Here is a 20,870-nt window from a genome sequence, read left to right as displayed (position 1 = left end):
GGTGTCGCGATTTTTCAACGCCCTGCGCGACGGGGTGGGATTTGATATCCTGCTGGTCGGCGCAGCCCTGCTTTTCCTGCTCGCTCTGGCCGGCGCACCTTTGCTCTACAACGTGCTGATGAGTTTCCAGCAGGTGGACATGTTCACCCTGGGCGTACTGTTCCGGCCCTTTGTCGGCTTCGACAACTATGTCGCTGTGGTGCGGCAGCCCGAATTCTGGCTGGTGACGCGCAATACGCTGATCTTCGTTTTCGGCTCCATGAGCGGACAATTCGTGCTCGGCTTTGCCCTGGCGCTGTTCTTTGCGCAGAAATTTCCCGGTGCAGCCACCATTCGCGGCCTCTTCCTGGTCTCCTGGGTCATGCCGGGCCTCGTGGTCGGCGCCATCTGGAGCTGGATCCTCGCCGGCGATTTCGGCGTGCTCAATGTCATCCTCAAAAATCTCGGCATCATCCAGGCCAATGTCGTCTGGAAATCCGACCCGAACTTTTCCATCTGGGCCGTCATCATCGCCAATATCTGGCTCGGCCTTGCTTTCAACATGCTGCTGCTTTCGGTTGGCCTCGCCGCCATTCCGCGCGACCTCTACGAGGCGGCCGAGCTCGATGGTGCCAACGCCTTCCAGCGCTTCTGGACCATCACCCTGCCGATGATGCGCTCGACCATCGGCGCGGTGCTGTCGCTTGGCCTGATCGGCACCCTGCAGCAATTCGACCTTTTTCCCGCGCTCACCGAGGGCGGCCCGGCCAACACCTCCAACGTCGCCGGCTACTGGTCCTGGCAGCTGAGTTTCCAGCTCTATGACTTCGCCAAGGGCGCCACCGTTTCGGTGATGATGTTCGTGCTCGTGCTGTTCGCCTCGATCATCTATGTGCGCTCGACCCGCCACGAGGTGCGCGGATGACCCGGTCCTATACCCCCTGGCTGCTGCTGCTCGTCGCCCTGGTGCTGGCTGCCGTCTACCTGTTCCCGCTCTACTGGATGTATGTGACCAGCCTCAAGGGCAGCTCGGAAATCTTTGCCAATCCGCCGACCTTCTGGCCCGTAGCGCCCGATCCGGGCGTCTATCCGGCTGTCTGGGCACGCCGCAACATGCCGGTTTTCCTCAGCAATTCGGTGATCATCGCCGCCGGCGTCACGGCGATCACGGTGATCCTGGGCACCGGTTGCGCGTATGTGCTGGCGCGCTACCGCAATGTCTGGATCGATATCGGCCTGTTCTGCGTGCTCATGCTGCAGGTGCTGCCGGCTTCGGTGATGGTGACCCCACTGTTTGTCGGGTTCAACCAGATCGGCCTCCTCAGCTACCCCCGGACTGCGGTGGTGCTGGCGGCAGCGGCCAAGGCCATGCCCTTCTTCGTCGTGCTGGTGCGCGCGACCTTCATGAGCGTGCCGCGAGAATTGGAGGAAGCCGCGCTGGTCGATGGCAATTCCCGCGTCGGCGCGTTCTTCACCATCGTATTGCCGCTGGCGCGCAATGGCATCCTCGTCTGCGCCATCCTCACCTTCATGAGTTCGTTCGGCGAATATATCTACTCCAAGTCGATCATTCAGGATCCCAACCTGCAGCCGGCCAGCGTCGGCCTGTCTGGCTTTCTCGGGCCCAATTCTACCGACTGGAATTCCATCATGGCCTATGCGGCGATCTACGTGACGCCGATCCTGGCCGCCTTCGTCATCCTGCAGCGGCGCATCGTCGCCGGCCTGACCTCGGGAGCCCTCAAATGACCGCCCAGATCGAACTGCGCAACATCGACAAATACTATGGCAGCTTCCGTGCCCTCAAAGGCGTCAGCCTCGCCATCGAGAAAGGCACCTTCGTCGCATTGGTAGGCCCCTCTGGCTGCGGCAAGTCCACCCTGTTGCGCTCGATCGCAGGCCTTGAAACCATCTCGTCGGGTGAGATCACCATTGCCGGCCAACCCATGACCGGCGTGCCGCCGCGGCGGCGCGATGTCGCCATGGTGTTCCAGTCTTACGCGCTTTACCCGCATATGACGGTGGAGGAGAATCTCACCTATTCGCTGCGGCTGCATGGCGTGGGCAAGGTGGAGGCCCGCCAGAAGGCAGGCGAGGTCGCCGCCACGATCGGGCTGTCACAATTGCTTGGCCGCTATCCCAGGCAACTCTCGGGCGGCCAGCGGCAGCGCGTCGCCATGGGGCGCGCCATCATCCGCAATCCCAAGGCCTTCCTGTTCGACGAACCTTTGTCCAACCTCGACGCCGCCCTGCGCGTGCAGATGCGCAAGGAAATCCGCGCCCTGCATGACCGGCTGGGCGCCACCTCGGTCTATGTGACCCACGACCAGATCGAGGCCATGACCATGGCCGACTGGGTGGTGGTCATGCGCGATGGCATCATCGAGCAGCAGGGCCGACCCCTCGATCTCTACGACCAGCCCGTCAACCGGTTCGTTGCAGGCTTCATCGGCTCGCCGGCCATGAACTTCCTGCCGGCCACGGTCACTCCGGATGGCAAGGCCATGACGCTTGATGGCCTTGGCGAAGGCCAAATCCCGCTCGCCGTACCGGCGGGGCCGGGCCGGGCGGTCATTGCCGGCATGCGCCCCGAGCATCTGCGCATGGCACAGGGACCGGCCAGCTTCCACCTCGAGGTCGGCACCATCGAATCCACCGGATCGGCCACCTACCTGGCCTCCGCCGATGGCGCCTTGCAACTGGTGCAGAGCGAACGGGCGGAGCTGAAGTCCGGCGATCGCATCGGCCTCGAAATCGACCCCGCCCGCATCCACCTCTTCGATCCCGAAACCAGCGCCAGGATCTAGCTCCCGCCATGTCACACTACATCCCCGTTCCCTTCCCCGACGTCAGGCTGGAGGGGCAGTTCTGGCGTGAGCGCCTCGAAACCGTGCTGACCCGCACTGTGCCCAGCCAGCACCGCAAGCTGGGCGAATACGGCATCCTCGACTCGCTCAAGCTGCCCAGCCCGACGCCCCCGCTGCGTTTTCCACGCCATGCCAACGGCTTCACCGTGCAGGTGTTCTGGGACAGCGATGTCGGCAAGTGGATCGAGGCGGCAAGCTACGCGCTGGCGCATCGCCGCGATGCCGATATCGAAGCCAAGATCGAAGCCGCCATCGACGATCTCGAAAAGGCCCAGGCGCCCGATGGCTATCTCAACTGCTGGTATCTCGGCCACGAACCGGAAAACCGCTGGACCAACCTCCGCGACAATCACGAGATGTATAATGCCGGCCACCTGCTGGAAGGGGCCATCGCTTATTTCCGCAGCACCGGCCGGCGCCGCTTCCTCGACATCATGGAACGCTATCTCGACCACATCTATTCGGTCTTCGGCACCGGGCCGGGCCAGAAGCGCGGCTATGACGGGCACGAGGAAATCGAGCTGGCGCTGATGAAGCTCCACGCCCTGACCGGCGAGAGGAAACATCTCGATTTCGTCGCCTATCTCATCAACGAGCGCGGGCGCCAGCCGCATTATTTCGACATCGAACGCGAGGCGCGGGAGGGCGGCGACAGCCGCCAGCGCTACGTCTTCGCCAACTACGAATATTCACAGAGCCACAAGCCGGTGCGCGAACAGGACAAGGTGGTCGGCCATGCCGTGCGTGCCATGTATCTCTACACCGCCATGGCGGACCTTGCCGCCAAGCTGGGCGATTCCGGCCTCAAGCGCGCCTGCGAGGTGCTGTGGGACGATGTGATGGAAACCAAGATGTATGTGACGGCGGGCCTGGGTCCGTCAGCGCATAATGAGGGCTTCACTCATGATTTCGACCTGCCTAACCAGACGGCCTATGCCGAAACCTGCGCCTCGGTGGCTCTGATCTTCTGGGCCCAGCAGATGCTGCATCTCGATCTCGACGGCAAATATGGCGACATCCTCGAACTGGCCATGTTCAACGGCGCCCTCAGCGGCCTGAGCCGTGATGGCGAGCATTATTTCTACGCCAATCCGCTCGAAAGCAATGGCACGCCAACCCGCTGGGATTGGCATACCTGCCCCTGCTGCACCATGAATGTCAGCCGCCTCGTCGCGTCGGTGGGCGGCTATTTCCTCTCCGTCGCCGAAGATGGTGTCGCCTTCCACCTTTACGGCGGCATTGCCACCAATGTCGAAATCGCCGGCACCAGCGTCGCATTGCGCGAGGTCTCGATCTATCCATGGAAGGGCGACATCGCCATCCATGTCGATCCGGCCAGCCCGGCCGCCTTCGATCTCAAGCTGCGCATTCCCGGCTGGTCGTCCGGCGCGACGGTCTGGGTCAATGGCGGGAAAGTGGATGAGTCTGGGGCGGTCAACGGTTACCTCACCATCCACCGCGTCTGGGCGAAGGGCGACGTCGTCACCCTCGATCTTCCCATGCCGCCGGTCCGGCTCTATGCCCATCCCGGCGTCATCATGGATGCCGGCCGCGTGGCGCTGAAGCGGGGCCCGCTGGTCTATTGCGTTGAAGAAGCCGACAATCCCGGCGGCCGGGTGCAGCGCCTCAAGCTCCCGCGCGATGCCGAGATTACCGCAGAAAGCCGCCCCGACCTCTTCGATGGCATAGTCGCCCTTAGGGCCGACGCTACCGCCATCGACGAGAGCACCTGGACCGGCCTTTACCGCACCTCTCCGGCCCATGAATCCCGGTCGAGCCTGACCGCCATTCCCTACTATCTCTGGGCCAATCGCGGTCAGGGCTCCATGGTCGTCTGGGTGCCCGAGGCGGCTGGCTGACACCAGTAAGGCCAGCATCCCACAGTGATGCGGCTCGCCATCGACGAGCCGTGGTGGCTGCATTGACCCCGCGCTGCTAGAAAGCAGCACCCGCCATTTATCCCGTACGACTCTGCGAAATTCCGCATCTATTCCTCTAATGTTTCGACTTTTGGAACAGACGGAAGTTTGGGAAGGCTACGGGGAAGTGTTAGGGAGGAGCCAATGCATTTCTTGAAAGCCATCACGCTAGCCGCCTTGCTGGGCACGGCCATCGTCAACCCCGCCATGGCGGGCAAGTCGGACGACACGCTGCGCGTAGCCTTCGTGGAGGAAATCCTCGAACTCGATTACAACTACACCACCAAGCGCGAATATATCATCATCGCCGACCTGATCGACGAGAACCTCTTCGAGATCAATCCGGAGACCAATGAATTCGAACCGGCGGTCGCGACGGGATATGAATATATCGATCCGCTGACCATCGAGGTGAAGCTGCGCGACGACGTCACCTTCCACAATGGCCAGAAGCTGACCGCCCGCGACGTGGCCTATACCTATAACTGGATCATCGATCCCGAAAGCGAGAGCCACCCGGGGCCGGGCCACGCCACCTGGCTCAAATCGGCGGAAGTCATCGACGACTACACGGTCCGCTTCCATCTGCTCAACGATTATCCGCTGGCCATCCGCGACCTGGCCACGCGCGTCAGCATTCGCCCGGAAAACACCTATCACGTGAACGGCGAAGTGGTCCGCAATGCGGCCGCGCTGGAGCCGGTGGGTCTCGGCCCCTATCGCGTTGCCAGCTTCAAGCCGGGCCAGGAACTCGTGCTCGAGCGCTATGACGGCTATTATTCCAACAGCCCCAAGGGCGACGTGCCGATCGAGAATATCGTTATCCGCACCATTCCCGATATCGGGACCCAGCAGGCCGAGCTGATGAGCGGCGGCATCGACTGGATGTATAACGTGCCGCTGGATGTGGCGCAGAGCGTCGAGGGCCTGCCCATGGTGGAGCATCTGTCCGGCCCGGACCTGCGCGTGTCCTTCGTCGTGCTCGACGCCGCCGGCCTGACCGATCCGGATGGCCCGCTGACCAACCGCCAGGTGCGCCAGGCGATGAACCATGCGGTCAACAAGGCCGACATCGCCCAGTATCTGGTGGGTGGTTCGGCAGAGCCCATCCACACGCCGTGTCATCCGGCACAGTTCGGCTGCGACACCAGCATCCAGGATTATCCCTATGATCCCGAAGTCGGCCGCCAATTGCTGGCCGAGGCGGGTTATCCCGATGGTTTCCCGCTTGATCTCTGGGCCTATCGCGACCGCTCCATCGCCGAAGCCGTCGCGGCCGATTTCGAAAAGATCGGCATCGACGTCAACCTGCGCTATGTGCAACTGGCCTCGCTCGATCAGGCTCGCGCCAATCAGGAAATCCCGGCCTATATCGGTACCTGGGGCTCGGGCGGCACCGCCGATACGGCGCTGATCGCCAATATTCACTTCAACGCGACCACCGACCGCAACCTGTCGGGCGACGAAAAGCTCACCGAGCTGGTCCTCGCCGCCGAGGCGACCAGCGATCAGGACGAGAGGCGCCGCCTCTATACCGAAGCGCTGACCATCATCGCCGATGAAGCCTATTGGGTTCCGCTGGTGACCTATTCGATGAATTACCTGATCAATTCGGAACTGAACTTCCCGCTCAATGCGGATGGCCTGCCGCGCCTCTATTCGGCAAGCTGGAAATAGGCTTGTTCCAAACATCGAGCCGGCCTGGTGCCGGCTCGAACAGGGATTGATGCTATGCTCAAATACATCCTGCAGCGGGCAGCGCTGGCGCTTGCCGTGGCCCTTGTCGTCTCCTTCGCCACGTTCATGTTGCTCAACTATGCGACGGACCCGGCATCGGCCCTGGCCGGGGAGGATGCCACCCCCGAGATCGTCGAGCAGATCAGGCAGACCTATGGTTTCGACCGGCCGGTCTTCGTGCGCTATTTCGAGTGGCTGGGTGGCGTGGCCCACGGCGATTTCGGCGAGAGCTACTACTGGAACAAGGATGTGGCCGCGCTGGTTCTCGAGCGGGCGCCGGTGACGATCGCCCTGGCCCTGTCGGCGCTCATGGTCACCATTGTCATCGCCATTCCGCTGGGCGCCATTGCCGCCTTGCGACCCAATTCCTGGGCCGACCGCCTGGCCCTCACCTTCGCCGTCTCGGCCCAGGCCATCCCCAGCTTCTGGCTGGGCCTGATGCTGATCATTCTTCTGGGGGTCATGATCCCCCTCCTGCCGATTTCGGGCGACAGCTCCTGGCAGCATTTCGTCATGCCGGCCTTCGTGCTGGGGGCCAGTTCCGTGCCCGCCGTGATGCGGCTGACCCGGACCGGACTGATCGAGGTCATGGAATCCGACTATATCCGCACCGCCCGCTCCAAGGGCTATCGCGGTTTTGCCCTGCTCCGGCGCCACGCCATGCGCAACGCGCTGCTGCCTGTGGTGAGCGTGCTGGCCGTGCAGCTCGGCCAGAAATTCGGCGGCTCGGTGATCACCGAAAGCGTCTTCGCCATCAACGGCCTGGGGCGCCTGGCGCTGCAGTCGATCCTGGGCTCCGATATCCCGACGGTGCAGATGCTCATCTTCATCTTCGCCCTCATCTTCGTGCTGATGAACCTGCTGGCCGACCTGCTCAATGCAGCGCTCGATCCGAGGATCCGTATCTCATGACCATCTCCTCTTCCACCGACCTGCCCACTGCCCCGGAAACCAAAGCTCCAGCGCCCCGCGCGCTGATGCTGCGCCGGGCGCTGGAGCATAAGGGCTTCATCGCCGGCGTAGTTATTGTCGGCACCCTCATCCTCGTGGCCCTGCTGGCGCCGCTGCTGGCCCCGCACGACCCGTTCGCTCAGTCATTGCCCCACCGCCTGCTGCCGCCCGTCTGGGCCGAAGGCGGCAGCTGGGACTACCTGCTGGGCACCGACCAGGTCGGCCGCGACTATCTCAGCCGGCTCATCTATGGCGCGCGCGTCTCGCTTACCATCGGCTTCGGCGCCGCGCTGATCGGCATGATGATCGGGGTGACCCTGGGCGTCTGTGCCGGCTATTTTGGCGGCTGGGTCGATCATTCGGTCAGCTTCCTCTTGACCGCGCAACTCGCTCTGCCCGGCCTGCTGCTGGCCATGGCGCTGGTCTTCATCATCGGGCCATCGGTGTGGGTGGTGATCGGCATCATCGGCGTGCTGCACTGGACCTATTTCCTCGTGGTCACCCGCTCGGCGACGCAGCGGCTGAAATCGCAGGATTTCGTGGCCGCCGCCAAGGCGATGGGCGCCTCGCGCTGGCAAATCCTGGGCACCGAAATCCTGCCCAATCTGTCCAGCCAGATCATCGTCATCTTCACTTTCGAGCTGGGCATTTCGATCCTGGCCGAATCCTCGCTGTCCTTCCTGGGCGTCGGCATCCAGCCGCCCACCCCGTCCTGGGGTCTCATGATCGCCGAAGGCAAGCAGGCCCTGTTCTACCGGCCCTGGCTGGTCATTCTCCCCGGTATCTCGCTGTTCCTGCTGGTGATCGGCGCAAACCTCCTGGGCGATGGCCTGCGCGACATCACCTCGCCCCAGGGGAGGAACTGACGATGCTCGACAAGCGCACCATTCTCAGCGTCGACGATCTCGAAGTTGTCCTCCACACCGCTGTCGGCGATCTCAAGGCCGTACGCGGCACCAGCTTTGATCTCAAGGCCGGCGAAGCCATCGGCATTGTCGGGGAATCGGGCTCGGGCAAGTCGATGACCGCGCTTGCCTTGATGCGTCTGCTGCCGCGCATCGCGCAGTTGCGCGCCAATGCCATCGCGCTGGACGGCGCGGCCATCGATAGCGCCAGCGACCGCGAATTCGCCCGGTCCATCGCCGGGCAGAAGATTTCCATGATCTTCCAGGAGCCGATGACCTCGCTCAATCCGGTCTATTCCATCGATAGGCAGATGACCGAGGCGGCGGTGCAGTTTGCCGGGCTCTCGTCCAAGGCGGCGCGGGCCCGGGCCATAGAGCTGCTGGAGCGGGTGGGCATACCCGACCCGGTTGGCCGGCTCGAGCAATATCCGCACCAGCTTTCCGGCGGCCAGCGCCAGCGCGTGATGATCGCCATGGCGCTGATGAACGAGCCCGAACTGATCATCGCCGACGAGCCCACCACGGCGCTTGATGTGACCGTGCAGGCCCAGATCATGGAGTTGCTGGCCGAACTGCGCCGCGAATTCGGCATGGCCATGATCCTCATCACCCATGATCTGGCCGTGGTTGCCTCGACCGTTGACAAGGTGGCGGTGATGTATGGCGGCGAGATCGTTGAAAAAGGGCCGTGCCGGGAGGTGCTGAGCAATCCCCTGCACCCCTATACCCGCGGGCTTCTCGCCTGCGTGCCCAAGATGGATGGCACGCCCCGCCGCCTCGGCGCCATTCCCGGCATCGTGCCGGCGTTGCTGGGCGAGGTCGACTTCTGCGTCTTTTCCTCGCGTTGCGCACATGTCCGCGACATCTGCCGCGCGCAGCGTCCCCCGCTCCAGGGCGATGGTGGACGCAGCTATAACTGCATCCTCACCCCCAACGAGATCGCCATCCTGCCCCCGGCGCAGCCCACAGAGGAAATGGCGCCGCCACAGGTGGAGAGCGGGCCGGCACTGATCGAGGCGCAGGGCATCCACAAATTCTACCGGGTCAAGAAGAGCCTGTTCGGCCAAACCAAGACCCTCCATGCCGTCAACGATGTGTCTCTGCAAATTCGGCGCGGCGAAACCTTTGCGCTGGTGGGAGAATCGGGATCGGGCAAGACGACTCTGGCCAAGATCCTGCTCGGCCTGAACCCGGCGGACGGCGGCGACGTTCTGCTCGACGGCGAGCCGGTCAACGCCATGGATGGCCGCAAGCGCGCCCGGCTGATGCAGCCGATCTTCCAGGACCCCTATTCCTCACTCAATCCGCGCCACACCATCGCGCAGATCATCGTCCGCCCCCTCGACGTGCATGGCATCGGCGATGCCGCTTCGCGCAAGCAGGCGGTGCTTGATGTCATGGACCGCGTCGGCCTGCCCGAGCGTGTCCTCAACAATTATCCCAGCCAGATGTCGGGTGGGCAGCGCCAGCGCGTCGCCATTGCCCGCGCCCTCATCATGAAGCCGGCTTTGCTGGTCTGCGACGAGCCCACCTCGGCGCTCGACGTGTCGGTGCAGGCACAAATCCTCAACCTGTTGGCCGACCTGCAGCAAGACCTGGGCCTGACCTACATGCTCATCACCCACAATATCGCCGTGGTGCATCAGGTCGCCTCGCGGATCGCGGTGATGCACCAGGGAAGGATCGTCGAAATGGGCGAGGCCCGCAAAATCCTGCGTGCACCCGAGCACGACTATACGAGGCTCCTCCTGTCCTCGGTGCCCGAACTGGCGGCCGCAGCCGCCAAAGAGCCAGTGCAACCATGATCACCCCGCAGACCGTCTTCTCCCGCGCCAATCTCTGGCAGACCTGGCTCGATGTGGAAGCGGCCATGGCGCTGGCCCAGGCCGAGATCGGCATGATCCCGCAATGGGCCGCCGACGAGATTGCCTGCAAGGCGCGGCTGGACAATTTCGATACCGCCGAGCTCGAACTCTCGGTGGCCGAAACCATGGCCCCCATCGTGTCGCTGGTGCGCGCGCTGTCCGATATTTGCGGCGATGCCGGCCGGTTCGTGCATTGGGGCGGCACCACGCAGAATATCATGTCCACTGGAAGGCTGCTGCTGGTGCGCCGCTCCCATCAGGCCATGCTCAATGCACTGGCCCGCGCCATCGACCGGCTCGGCACGCTGGCCGACCAGCATGCCGAAACCGTCATGGTGGGGCGGACCAATCATCGCCAGGCCCTGCCCATGACCTTCGGCTTCAAGGTGGCCGGCTGGATCGAGGAACTAGCGCGCCAGAACGAGCGCTTCCTGTCGACCGAAAAGCGGGTCTTCGCGCTGCATTTCGGCGGCGCCATCGGGGCCATGCACTCCTTCGAGGGCAAGGGCGAGGCGCTGAACGCCGCCATTGCCCGCCGCCTCAACCTGACTCCTGTATTGGTTCCCGACCGGGTCTCGCTCGATGGCCAGGCTGAATATGTGGCCTGTCTGGCCCTGTTCGGCATGACCGTCGGCCGCATTGGTTCCGAACTCTATCGCCTCATGGCCGATGAGATCGGCGAAGTCAGCGAAACGCTCGGCATCGCCGTCGTCGGCAGCTCCACCATGCCCCACAAGGTCAATCCCAAGCACGTCGTGCATCTGGTGTCATCAGCCGCCCATCTGCGCTCGAAGGTAACCGCTGCGCTCGAGGCGGGCATGCCGGCGCATGAAGGCGATGCGGCAAGCAACCAGTTGATGTCGAGTACGATCGAGAGCGCTTCGGCGCTGGCCTGGGAACTGGCCGAGCGGCTGGAGACCACGCTCGCCAATATCGAAGTTCATGCCGCCAGCATGGCGCACAATCTTGACCTCAATGCCAGCGTCATCGCCAGCGAGAATCTGATGATGCTGCTCGCGCACAAGATCGGCAGGACGGTGGCGCATGACGTGGTGCATCACGCCGTTCTCCACAGCGACGAGACCAGCCTCGCCGACACCCTTCTGGAAAACAGCCTGGTCGGCGGCGCGATGGGCCGGGCCGAAATGGAGGCGGCGCTGGTGCCCGCGCACTATCTGGGCGACAGCGTCGCGATCGCGCGCAAGGCAGCCTCGCTTGCCGCCGCCACGGCCACCGCAATCCGGTCCAGATCGGAGGCCTGGCCGGCGTGATGGCGACCTATCATTCCTTCGACCCGGCGCTGGGTCACGGACTGCCGCACGACCCGATAAAGGCTATCGTGGCGCCGCGACCGATCGGCTGGATTTCCTCGCTCGACAGCGCCGGCACGGCCAATCTGGCGCCCTACAGCTACTTCAACCTCTTCAACCATAAGCCACCGATCCTCATCTTCGGCAGCGAGGGTCGCAAGGACACGATCCGCAATATCGAACATACCCGCGAATTCGTCTTCAACCTGGCGACGCGAAACCTGGCCGGGGCCGTCAACCAGACCTCGGCGGTCCAGCCGCCCCATATCGATGAATTCGTTCTGGCAGGCCTGGAGAAGACCCCCTCGACAAAGGTGGCGCCGCCACGGGTTGCCGGCGTCGCCGCGGCCATGGAATGCCGGCTGGTGCAGGTGCAGCAGCTCACCGACGCCGCCGGCGTGCCGATCGATACCCATCTGGTCATCGGCGAGGTGGTGCAGGTTCATATCGATCAGGCCTGTCTGGTCGATGGCTTGTTTGATATCAAGCGGGCTGGAACCATCGCCCGATGTGGCTATCGCGGCGACTATGTCGAGGCCGGCGAGACATTCGAGATGCTCCGGCCGGGACGCTAGGACTGGAGGCGGCCTGGTGAATTTGCGCTCGCTCAGGATTTTTCGCCGCGTCGTGACGACTGGATCGCTCGCCCAGGCCTCGCAGGATCTCAATATATCGCCCTCGGCCGCCAGCCGGTTGCTGTCGCTGCTCGAATCCGAGCTCAAGCTCAACCTGTTTTCGCGGTCCAAGCGCCGGCTCGAACTGACCGAGGAAGGCGACCGCTTCTATCGGCAGACCGAGCATATCCTGCGTGGCCTCGACGAAATGGAGCTTATCGCCGCCGAAATCCGCGCCCAGGCCAACGAACTGCTGAGCCTGGTGACGGCGGCGCCGCTGGCCATGGGGCTGATCTCGCCGTCGCTGGTGCTCATGCAGCAGCGCGACGCGGCCTTCGAATGCGTGATCAATGTCGAGACCCGGTTCGACCTAGAAAGCAAGGTTGCCGCCCGAGCCTATAATGTGGGCGTGATTTCGCTGCCGATCGAGAACGGCATTCTCGACCTCACCATCGAGCCCTTCCTCGAAACCCGGCTTGGCGTGTTGATGCGCACCGATCATCCCCTGGCCGGGCAAGCCGAAATCGCCCTCGATGAACTGGCCCGGCACCCCATTGTCGCGCTGACCAAGGGACAGCGCTGGCGCGAACGGCTGGACGATATCTTCTCGGCTTCCGGCCTGACGCCCGAGATTCATCTGGAAACGACATCAACGCCGGTCGTCAAAAGTCTCGTCCGCGATGGCGCCGGCCTGACGGTGGTGGATTGCATCTGTGGCCGGATCGCCGATGACGAGCCGCTGCTGCTAAAGCCTCTGGCAGGCGAAAAGTGGATCACCTATGCCACTATCCATCCCAACGGCCCCAGATCGGCCCGGAGCGGTCAGTTCATCGAGGCCATGCGCGACTTCATCCGCGCCGAGATGACCCGCAGTCAGGCCAGATCCATGCTGCGTCTCATCTAAAGCATGTCTCCCGAAAATGGTCGCCGGGTTCGGGACAAAGAAGCGCTAGGAGCCAATCTGAAAGATCGCGATGCGCCTTAGCTGCGCCAGTGCGGCTGTGGTTCGGCCATGGTCTGCAGGCTTTCCGCGTCGGCGCCCTCGATGCGCTTGAGCAGCAGCCGCGTCAGTTCCGTGCCGGCGGCAAATACATCCTCGCGGATGCTGTCGAGGCCAGGGAACAATGTGGGCAGGATGCCCGAGGTCTGCTTGTAGATCAGGTGCACGTCCCGCCCCACCACCAGCCCGCTCTCCTGCAACCCGCCGACCAGGGCGATGGTGCGCATCTCGCTGTCGCAGATGATGCCGTCCGGGCGGTTGGCTTCTGCCGCCAGGTCGAGCCCGATCTTGCGCATTTCCGCGGGTGCCAGCCCCTGCGTGCCCTCGAGGATGCGGGCCTCGATTCCGGCGCGCGCCGTTGCCCGGTGAAAGGCGGTGACGATGTTGTGGTAGTTGGTGGTGCTGTCGTCGCCGATCACCAGCATCACCTGCTTACAGCCCTTGCTGGTCAGGCGCTCCACCGCCAGGGCGGCGAACACTTCGGAGTGGAAGTCGTGATAGGGGTGGGGCGTATAGAATTCGGTGCGGCCGTGGCTGACAAAGGGAAAATCCGCGTCGATCATCATCTGCACGCGCTTGTCGCGCGGCCCGGTATGGGTGATGACAACGCCGTCGGCCGTGCGGTTGTCGAGAATGTAGCGGATCGTATCGGCGCTCAAATTCCGCTCGAATTCGGGAATAACCGTCAGGTGGTAGCGCGTGCCCTTGATGGCATGGCCGATCCCCTGGATCATCTGCCGCGCGAAATCGATCGAGTCCTCGGCGCCATCGAGAACCAGGGCGATAACATTGGTCTTGCCGGTACGCAGGCGCACGCCGGCGCGGTCGGGAATATAGCCCAACGCGTTGGCGGCCTCGGCCACCTTATCGCGGGTTTCCTGCTTCAGCGTGGTGCCGCCGCGCAGTGACAGCGATACGGTGGACAGGCTCAGCCCCGTCACCTCCGCAATGGTGCGCAGGGTGACGCGCTGGCTTCCAGCCGCCCTGCCATTCCCGCCCGATGTGGTCTTGCTGCTCATATATTCGCTTCCCCACCCGTTTCTACACCGCTGGGCAGAGAAACCAAACAGGTCAAATTTTGCAACGATGTATAACAGGCTTCAATGGATTTGAAACGATTGCGCAGGGTTAATAGTATGAAATAGCTGGATAAAAATTAACAATGGTCAAAATGCCTGTCGCAAGACAATTCAGAATTGCAACGTTGCATAAGATGTGATTATCTCGGCCCGCGCCAGGATGAGGGTTCCGGCGCGAGGCTGCCCGACCAGAGGCAGCGCGAGCAGCAGAGGAGGAGTTGATGCTCAAACGAGGTTTTCTGACCACGGTGGCCGCTATGTCACTGATGGCCGCCGCCGCGATTCCCGCGAAGGCCGAAGTGTCTTTCATGTATGCCGAATGGATTGCCGCGCTGGTCGAGCCCGGCATCGCGGCCTTCGAGGCCGAGACCGGCGAGACCGTCAAGGCCATCAAGCTGCCCGGCCAGGGCTATGACCAGCGCATTGCGCTGGACCTGGCAGCCGGCACCGCCGCCGATGTCAATCTGATGGACAGCTTCATGGTCTCCGAGCTGGCCTCGGCCGGCTATCTCGAGCCGCTCAACGATCTCGCATCGGGCTGGGACCAGTATCAGTATTACCTGCCCGGCCTGCTCGAAGTGGCTTCCTATCAGGGCAAGGTCTACGCCCTGCCCACCGATACCGACGTGCGCATGCTGTGGTACGACAAGTCCAATTTCGAGAAGGCCGGCATTGCCATGCCGTGGGAGCCCAAGAGCTGGGCCGACATTCTCGATGCGGCCCAGAAGCTCAAGGACGCGGGCGTGCAGTACCCGTTCCAGCTTCCCGCCGGTATCAAGCAGGGTGAAGCCACCACCATGCAGGGCGTCTATATGGCTTTGCTCGGTGCCGACGTGCCCGAGGGCGATCGCAACCGCCTGCTCAACCGCGAAACCAACCAGTGGATCGGCGACAGCCCAGCTTTGCGCCGCACCTTCGATCTCTATCACCAGGTTTTCGTCGAGCGCGAGCTGAACCCGGCCGATCTCAACTACGCCACCGATATCGGCGCCGCCGTGCGCCAGGCCCTGGCCGATGGCAAGCTCGGCATCCTGGCCTCCGGCTCGTGGGAAGACGCCTGCCTGTGGGATTGCAATAATCCGCCCAGCCGCGAAGATCGGGATGCCCAGGTCGGCTGGACCCCGTGGCCCGGCTCGGGCGAGCCCGGCACCAAGACGACCACCAACATTTCCGGTGGCTGGACCATTGGCGTCAATGCCAATGCTGCCGACAAGGAACTGGCCTTCAAGCTGATCACTTCGATCTTCGATGAAGCCAATTTCAAGGAATGGACGCTGGCCAATCACCGCATGGCGGTCCGCACCGATATTTCGGAAAGCCCGGAATACACTGCCGATCCGTTCCTGGCCAAGGCGACGGCATTGGCTGCCGATACCACCGGCCGCGACACTGTCCCCGGCTATCAGACGGTCTCGGCCCTGATCCAGCAGGCCACGTCCGACCTGCTCGATGGCGTCAGCGTCGATGAAGTCGTCCAGGGCTACCACGATGCGCTGGTCGACGAATTCGGCGAAGAGAACGTCATCACCTACGAGTAAACCAAACCTCCCGACGCGGCGGCGCCCACCTGTCCTCAGGGTGCCGCCGTGACGGGGCGCTTTGCACCAGACCACTCACAATCGCGATGTCACCCCGGCGAAGGCCGGGGTCCATCCTGAGATCGACTAACCGGCAACATCTCAGGATGGATTCCGGCCTTCGCCGGAATGACACCGAGCAAGTTTATGGGCCCGAGTGAACTATGAAAAACCAGGCCAATCCCTGGCTCACCAGCAATCTGTTCCTCCTTGGTCTGGGTCTGCTGCCCGCCGCCATCCTGATCGGCGCGCTGCTCTATTTCACCGCCTGGGCCTTCGCCTTCAGCTTTACCGACCTGGCCCTTGTCGGCCGCAAGTCGGTGGAGTGGAACTGGGTGGGCCTGCAGAATTTCGAGCGCCTGTTCACCCGCCGGGGCTTTCTGGAATCGCTCTGGACCACTGTCATCTTCGTTTTCTTCTCGGCCATCGTCGGCCAGTCGGTGCTGGGCTTCCTGCTCGCCGCCGTGCTGCGCGGCAGCCAGTCCACCATTCGCAGCGTGGTCGAAGTCTGCATCATGCTCGGCTGGCTCCTGCCCGATATCGTAGCGGCCTTCTTGTGGTCGGCCACCACCAGCCAGACCGGGCTGATCAATCAGCTTATCGTCGTGCCGCTGGGCTTTCCGCCGATCAATTTCATCAACGAATATGCCCTGCCCATCGTCACCATCGCCAATATCTGGAAGGGCACGGCCTGGTCTTACCTGCTGTTCTCGGCGGCCCTGGATTCGGTATCGCGTGAAGTGGTCGAAGCGGCCAAGGTCGATGGCGCTACGCCTTTCCAGCGCATCTGGCTGGTGCAGCTGCCGATCATCCGGCCGCATATCGCCACCAACATGCTGTTCATCACCATCTGGACCTTCACATATTTCCCGCTGATCTTCGCCATGACCGGCGGCGGGCCGGGAAGGCAGACCGAAGTGCTGGCGGTGTTTCTCTACAATCAGAGCTTTTCGCGCGGCAATCTCGGCTTCGGCAGCGCCATTTCGGTGGCCATGCTGGTCATTGTGGGCCTCTTGTCGCTGGTCTATCTGCGCATGCTGCGGGAGCCGAAATAATGGAATCGACCGGCACCTCCCGCGTCACCGCCATCGCCCTGGCTTTTATGGCGGTCATCTGGATCAGCCCGTTTTCCTGGCTGCTGCTCAACGCCTTCAACCCAATGTCCACCGGGCAGCTCGAAATCCCGCGCGCCGTGGGGCTCGACAATTTCGCGCTGGCCGTCAGCGGCAATGCCGGGCGGCAATTCCTCAATTCCATGCTGATCGCCGCCGGCACGGCGACGCTCAGCGTCATCGTCGGCATCTCCGCCGCTTACCCGCTGTCGCGACTGCGCATCCCCGGCCGCAACGCCTTCCTGTGGACGCTGGTGCTGCTGCGCATGCTGCCTTCCGCGGGCGTGCTGGTGCCGCTCTATTTCGCGGCGCAGCGCTCGGGCCTGCTCAACCAGCTCGGCGTCATCATCGCGCTGACCGTGCTCAACCTGCCCTTCACTTTGCTGCTGCTGAAGAACTTCTTCGACACCGTGCCGATCGAGCTTGAGGAAGCGGCCTATGTCGAGGGCGCGAGCCTGCTCCAGATCGTCACGAAAATCGTGCTGCCCATGTCGCGGGCCGGCATCGCCGTGGTCTGGTTCTACAGCTTCACCGGTGCCTGGAACGAATTCCTGCTGCCGCTGATCTTCGCCCGCGTACAGGATGCCTTCCCCATGTCGGTCGGGCTTTACGCGGCCTTCGGCCAGCAGGGGGCCATCAATTACGGGTTCCTGACGGCCTTTTCCATTATCTACGCTGCGCCGGCGGTCGGCGTGTATTTCTTGTTACGGCGCAACATGAACACAGGTTTCGCCGGTGTCGGAGTCAAAGGATGACCTATTCCAACCCCCAATCGTCCAAGCTCGGTCTGCTCGACGATGACCTCAAGATGGAGGGCAAGCTCATCCGGCTCTGCAAGGATCTGGAAAACAAGATCCTGACCCCGGTCGGCGGCGTCGCCTGGCAGTGGCATGTGCAGCGCGCCGACATGACCTCAGAGGAAGCCCTCAAGGCCGATTGGCGCAAATGGGAGCAGTTCGGTCCTCATTCTGTCTGGGCCAAGAAGCAGGGCCACACCTGGTTTGCCGCCGAAGTCACGGTGCCGCCGGAAGCGAAGGGCAAGACCTTCGTGCTCAAGTTCACCAGCCAGTGGCAGGATCGCCCGGGCTCGACCGACCCGCAATGCCTGGCCTATCTCGATGGCAGGATCGCCCAGGCGCTCGACGGCAATCACACCGAACTGGTCATCGAGCGCGACGCCAAGCCGGGCAGCAAGCATACCCTGCTGGTCAATGCCTTCACCTTCTTCGACCGGCCGCTGGTCGGCTTCACCGTCGATTTCTACACCCGCAGCGAACGCGCCGAAAAGCTCTATTGGGACTTGCAGACGCCGCTGGATGTGGCGGTGCGCCTCTACCAGAACGACCCCCGCCGCCAGGCCATCCTCAACATCGTCGACCGTGCCCTGCGCGCCCTCGATCGCCGCGCGGGCTACACGCCCGAATTCGAAGCCTCGCTGGGTGCCGCCGAGAAGATCGCCGCCGAAATCTACAAGCTGGTCGATACGGAAAACCAGCCGCAGATCACCGCCGTCGGCTCCACCCATCTCGATGTGGGCTGGCTCTGGCGCGTCATGCACACGCGCGACAAGACCGGGCGGTCCTTCGCTACAGTGTTGAATTTGATGGAGGAATATCCAGAATTCATCTTCATGTATAACCAGTCTGTCCTCTTCGACTTCCTCAAGAAGGACTATCCCGAGCTGTGGGAGCGCCTGCTCAAGAAGGTGAAGTCCGGCCAATTCGAGATCGAGGGCGCCATGTGGGTGGAGCCCGACGTCAACATCGTCTCGGGCGAGTCGCTTGTCCGCCAGATCATGCGCGGCCGCCGCTTTCACCTCGAGCATTTCGGCGTCGATCCCAAGACGGTCTGGCTGCCCGACACCTTCGGCTACTCCGCCAACCTGCCGCAGGTGATGGACAAATCCGGCCTCGAATATTTTGTCACCTCCAAGCTGAGCTGGAACGATACGGACCGGTTCCCCTATGACAGCTTCCATTGGCGCGGCATCGACGGCACCGTCACCAAGGCGCAGCTCATCACCGCCCAGCGGGTCGAGAGCGAGCAGATTTTTACCACCTATAATGGCGATCTCTCGGTTTCCGAAACCATGGGCGCCTGGAAGCGCTACGAGCCCAAGGCCGTGCATACTGAAGTCGTCATGTCCTATGGTTATGGCGATGGCGGCGGCGGCCCCACCCGCGAGATGATCGAGCGCGGCATCCGCCTCGAACGCGGCATTCCAGGCGCCCCCCGCGTCAAGCTCGAAGGCATCGTTCCCTTCCTCGACCGCCTCGGCAAGGCGATGGATGCCAAGGGCAACCGCTTCCCTGTCTGGAACGGCGAGCTTTACCTGCAATATCACCGCGGCACCCTGACCTCGGTGGCCAAGAACAAGGCCAATAACCGCCGGTCCGAACGCCTGCTGCGCGAACTGGAATTCCTCGGCGCCATGGCGCTGACCCAGGACGGTGCACCTTACCCGGCCGACACCCTGGCCGAGTTCTGGGAGCTGGTCCTGATCAACCAGTTCCACGACATCCTGCCCGGCACCTCCATCCCCGAAGTCTATGTCGACAGCGACAGTGAGTACGGTCAGATTTTCTCGACCTTGGGCTCGCAGAATGGCCCCTGGCATTCCGCGGCGCAGGCTTTCTCCAAGCCGGGCGCCGATCAGCTCCGTCTGTTCAACTTTACCGGCCAGACCCGCTCGGGCCTGGTGAGCCTGGGCGCGGATGCCGGACTCGATGGGTCATCTCTGTCAGCTCCAAGCGGTACTTATCCCCTGCAGAAGATTTTTGCGGCTGATGGGTCTTCGTCATTCGCCGCGCCAGTCAGCGATATTAGCCCGCTCGGCTGGACTGGGGGACAAGTTATTTCCGGCGGCGCCAGCAACAGCTCGTCCAGCCTGTCGGTTTCGGCAAGCCATCTCGAAAATGAGCTGCTGAAAGTCACTTTCGACAAGGCCGGCGAGATCACCTCGATCTTCGACAAGACGCGCAACCGCGAGACCCTGGCGGCGGGCGAAAAGGCCAACCGCCTCATCGCCTATGAAGACAAGCCGATGGAGTGGGATGCCTGGGATATCGACCGCTATTTCGAGGAACAGTTCTGGCCACTGGCTGATGGCAAGGCCTTGATTTCAGTGGTGGAAACCGGCCCGCATCGTGCCGCTATCCGCATCGAGCGCCTCTATCGGGCGTCCAAAGTCGTGCAGGTCATTTCGCTGGCGTCAGGTGCACGGCAGGTCGAATTCGACACCTTTATCGACTGGCAGGAACGCCAGACGGTGCTCAAGGCCCAGTTCCCCTTCGACCTCAATACGTCGGAAATCCGCGCGGAAATCCAGTTCGGCCATGTGAAGCGCCCCACTCATCGCAATACCAGCTGGGACAAGGCCCGTTTCGAGGCCTCGATGCATCGCTGGGTCGATCTCAGTGAATCCGATTTCGGCGTCGCCCTGCTCAACGACTGCAAATATGCCTATGATTGTCTTGAGCAATCCGTCCGCCTGACCCTGGTGCGCGGCTCCACCTTCCCCAGCCCCGATGCCGATCTGGGCGAGCATCGCCTGCGCTACGCGCTCTTCGTGCATGATGGCGTGGCCGACCTGGCCGATGTGCATCGCGCCGCCGAGCGCTTCAACAATCCCGTCGCGGTTATCGGCTCCCTCAAGCCCGCCGCCACAGCGGCGAGTGAACTGGGTCAGTTCAGCTTCGCTCGGGCCGACGTGGATAACATTACGCTGGAGACGGTCAAGAAGGCCGAAAAGTCTGACGCGGTGGTGCTGCGCATCTTCGAGCACGCCAATATCCGCGCCGAGGCGACTATCACCTTCGGCATGCCGGTCAAGTCGGTACGCTCAGTCAACCTGATGGAGGAGGGCGCCAGCAAGCCCCTGAAAATCAAGGACAATGGCGTGACACTGTCGCTGCGACCCTTCGAGATCGCGACGCTGCTGATCGAAACCTGAGGA

The 20,870-nt window shown here is 62.9% G+C and carries 16 protein-coding genes; 15 read left to right on the top strand and 1 reads right to left on the bottom strand.

Features of this window, described 5'->3' with window-relative positions; genetic code table 11:
* Nucleotide 1 precedes the first annotated feature (1 nt).
* The 11 genes from ASD04_RS12765 (at nt 2) to ASD04_RS12715 (ending at nt 13,051) form a co-directional block, all read left to right on the top strand.
* A complete protein-coding gene (locus ASD04_RS12765; protein ID WP_056257423.1) occupies nt 2–904 on the top strand; it encodes a sugar ABC transporter permease in 903 nt (300 codons plus the stop codon).
* Nucleotides 901–1,728 carry a carbohydrate ABC transporter permease gene (locus tag ASD04_RS12760; protein WP_056257420.1) on the top strand — a complete coding sequence of 276 codons (828 nt, stop codon included), beginning with the start codon at nt 901–903 and terminating at the stop codon, nt 1,726–1,728. The genes ASD04_RS12765 and ASD04_RS12760 overlap by 4 nt, the downstream gene beginning before the upstream one ends.
* On the top strand, nt 1,725–2,786 hold the full coding sequence (gene ugpC, locus ASD04_RS12755) for a sn-glycerol-3-phosphate ABC transporter ATP-binding protein UgpC (RefSeq protein WP_056257418.1): 1,062 nt from the start codon (nt 1,725–1,727) through the stop codon (nt 2,784–2,786). Before ASD04_RS12760 ends, ugpC begins: the two co-directional genes overlap by 4 nt.
* Before the next feature lie 8 nt (nt 2,787–2,794).
* On the top strand, nt 2,795–4,705 hold the full coding sequence (locus tag ASD04_RS12750; protein ID WP_056257415.1) for a beta-L-arabinofuranosidase domain-containing protein: 1,911 nt from the start codon (nt 2,795–2,797) through the stop codon (nt 4,703–4,705).
* A gap of 204 nt (nt 4,706–4,909) precedes the next feature.
* Nucleotides 4,910–6,442 (top strand): ABC transporter substrate-binding protein, encoded by a 1,533-nt coding sequence (locus ASD04_RS12745; RefSeq protein WP_056257414.1) that lies wholly within the window; start codon nt 4,910–4,912, stop codon nt 6,440–6,442.
* 54 nt (nt 6,443–6,496) lie between these two features.
* Complete coding sequence (locus ASD04_RS12740; RefSeq protein ID WP_056257411.1) at nt 6,497–7,414, top strand: ABC transporter permease; 918 nt, start codon at nt 6,497–6,499, stop codon at nt 7,412–7,414.
* On the top strand, nt 7,411–8,319 hold the full coding sequence (locus ASD04_RS12735; protein WP_056257410.1) for an ABC transporter permease: 909 nt from the start codon (nt 7,411–7,413) through the stop codon (nt 8,317–8,319). Before ASD04_RS12740 ends, ASD04_RS12735 begins: the two co-directional genes overlap by 4 nt.
* Nucleotides 8,320–8,321: 2 nt before the next feature.
* Nucleotides 8,322–10,163, top strand: coding sequence for an ABC transporter ATP-binding protein (locus ASD04_RS12730; RefSeq protein WP_056257407.1), 1,842 nt, complete (start codon nt 8,322–8,324; stop codon nt 10,161–10,163).
* Entirely contained in the window at nt 10,160–11,494 is a 1,335-nt protein-coding gene (locus ASD04_RS12725; protein WP_056257402.1) for a lyase family protein, read from the top strand. The genes ASD04_RS12730 and ASD04_RS12725 overlap by 4 nt, the downstream gene beginning before the upstream one ends.
* Nucleotides 11,494–12,108 (top strand): flavin reductase family protein, encoded by a 615-nt coding sequence (locus tag ASD04_RS12720; protein WP_056257398.1) that lies wholly within the window; start codon nt 11,494–11,496, stop codon nt 12,106–12,108. Before ASD04_RS12725 ends, ASD04_RS12720 begins: the two co-directional genes overlap by 1 nt.
* A gap of 16 nt (nt 12,109–12,124) precedes the next feature.
* Entirely contained in the window at nt 12,125–13,051 is a 927-nt protein-coding gene (locus ASD04_RS12715; RefSeq protein ID WP_056257395.1) for a LysR family transcriptional regulator, read from the top strand.
* A 77-nt stretch (nt 13,052–13,128) separates the two neighbouring features.
* Here ASD04_RS12715 and ASD04_RS12710 read toward each other — a convergent pair whose 3' ends face one another.
* A complete protein-coding gene (locus ASD04_RS12710) occupies nt 13,129–14,166 on the bottom strand; it encodes a LacI family transcriptional regulator (protein WP_056257392.1) in 1,038 nt (345 codons plus the stop codon).
* A 281-nt stretch (nt 14,167–14,447) separates the two neighbouring features.
* On the opposite strand from ASD04_RS12710, the gene ASD04_RS12705 reads away from it, so the two are divergent.
* The 4 genes from ASD04_RS12705 to ASD04_RS12690 all read left to right on the top strand — a co-directional run bounded on the left by ASD04_RS12705 (nt 14,448) and on the right by ASD04_RS12690 (nt 20,867).
* A complete protein-coding gene (locus ASD04_RS12705) occupies nt 14,448–15,764 on the top strand; it encodes an extracellular solute-binding protein (RefSeq protein WP_056257390.1) in 1,317 nt (438 codons plus the stop codon).
* 203 nt (nt 15,765–15,967) lie between these two features.
* Nucleotides 15,968–16,858: a sugar ABC transporter permease gene (locus ASD04_RS12700; protein ID WP_056257387.1), complete on the top strand. Its 891-nt coding sequence runs from the start codon at nt 15,968–15,970 to the stop codon at nt 16,856–16,858.
* Nucleotides 16,858–17,670, top strand: coding sequence for a carbohydrate ABC transporter permease (locus ASD04_RS12695; RefSeq protein ID WP_056257385.1), 813 nt, complete (start codon nt 16,858–16,860; stop codon nt 17,668–17,670). Before ASD04_RS12700 ends, ASD04_RS12695 begins: the two co-directional genes overlap by 1 nt.
* Entirely contained in the window at nt 17,667–20,867 is a 3,201-nt protein-coding gene (locus tag ASD04_RS12690; protein WP_056257382.1) for a glycoside hydrolase family 38 C-terminal domain-containing protein, read from the top strand. The genes ASD04_RS12695 and ASD04_RS12690 overlap by 4 nt, the downstream gene beginning before the upstream one ends.
* The last annotated feature ends 3 nt before the right edge of the window (nt 20,868–20,870 follow it).

The organism is Devosia sp. Root436 (genome assembly GCF_001426345.1).
Classification (GTDB): Bacteria; Pseudomonadota; Alphaproteobacteria; order Rhizobiales; family Devosiaceae; genus Devosia.
This window is presented reverse-complemented; position numbering and strand designations above follow the sequence as displayed.

What these genes read in the sequence shown, in the direction of transcription:
- ASD04_RS12760 (WP_056257420.1), top strand. Translation starts at nt 901, where the DNA reads ATGACCCGGTCCTATACCCCCTGGCTGCTGCTGCTCGTCGCCCTGGTG.
- ugpC (WP_056257418.1), top strand. Translation starts at nt 1,725, where the DNA reads ATGACCGCCCAGATCGAACTGCGCAACATCGACAAATACTATGGCAGC.
- ASD04_RS12750 (WP_056257415.1), top strand. Translation starts at nt 2,795, where the DNA reads ATGTCACACTACATCCCCGTTCCCTTCCCCGACGTCAGGCTGGAGGGG.
- ASD04_RS12745 (WP_056257414.1), top strand. Translation starts at nt 4,910, where the DNA reads ATGCATTTCTTGAAAGCCATCACGCTAGCCGCCTTGCTGGGCACGGCC.
- ASD04_RS12740 (WP_056257411.1), top strand. Translation starts at nt 6,497, where the DNA reads ATGCTCAAATACATCCTGCAGCGGGCAGCGCTGGCGCTTGCCGTGGCC.
- ASD04_RS12735 (WP_056257410.1), top strand. Translation starts at nt 7,411, where the DNA reads ATGACCATCTCCTCTTCCACCGACCTGCCCACTGCCCCGGAAACCAAA.
- ASD04_RS12730 (WP_056257407.1), top strand. Translation starts at nt 8,322, where the DNA reads ATGCTCGACAAGCGCACCATTCTCAGCGTCGACGATCTCGAAGTTGTC.
- ASD04_RS12725 (WP_056257402.1), top strand. Translation starts at nt 10,160, where the DNA reads ATGATCACCCCGCAGACCGTCTTCTCCCGCGCCAATCTCTGGCAGACC.
- ASD04_RS12720 (WP_056257398.1), top strand. Translation starts at nt 11,494, where the DNA reads ATGGCGACCTATCATTCCTTCGACCCGGCGCTGGGTCACGGACTGCCG.
- ASD04_RS12710 (WP_056257392.1), bottom strand. Translation starts at nt 14,166, where the DNA reads ATGAGCAGCAAGACCACATCGGGCGGGAATGGCAGGGCGGCTGGAAGC.
- ASD04_RS12705 (WP_056257390.1), top strand. Translation starts at nt 14,448, where the DNA reads ATGCTCAAACGAGGTTTTCTGACCACGGTGGCCGCTATGTCACTGATG.
- ASD04_RS12700 (WP_056257387.1), top strand. Translation starts at nt 15,968, where the DNA reads ATGAAAAACCAGGCCAATCCCTGGCTCACCAGCAATCTGTTCCTCCTT.
- ASD04_RS12695 (WP_056257385.1), top strand. Translation starts at nt 16,858, where the DNA reads ATGGAATCGACCGGCACCTCCCGCGTCACCGCCATCGCCCTGGCTTTT.
- ASD04_RS12690 (WP_056257382.1), top strand. Translation starts at nt 17,667, where the DNA reads ATGACCTATTCCAACCCCCAATCGTCCAAGCTCGGTCTGCTCGACGAT.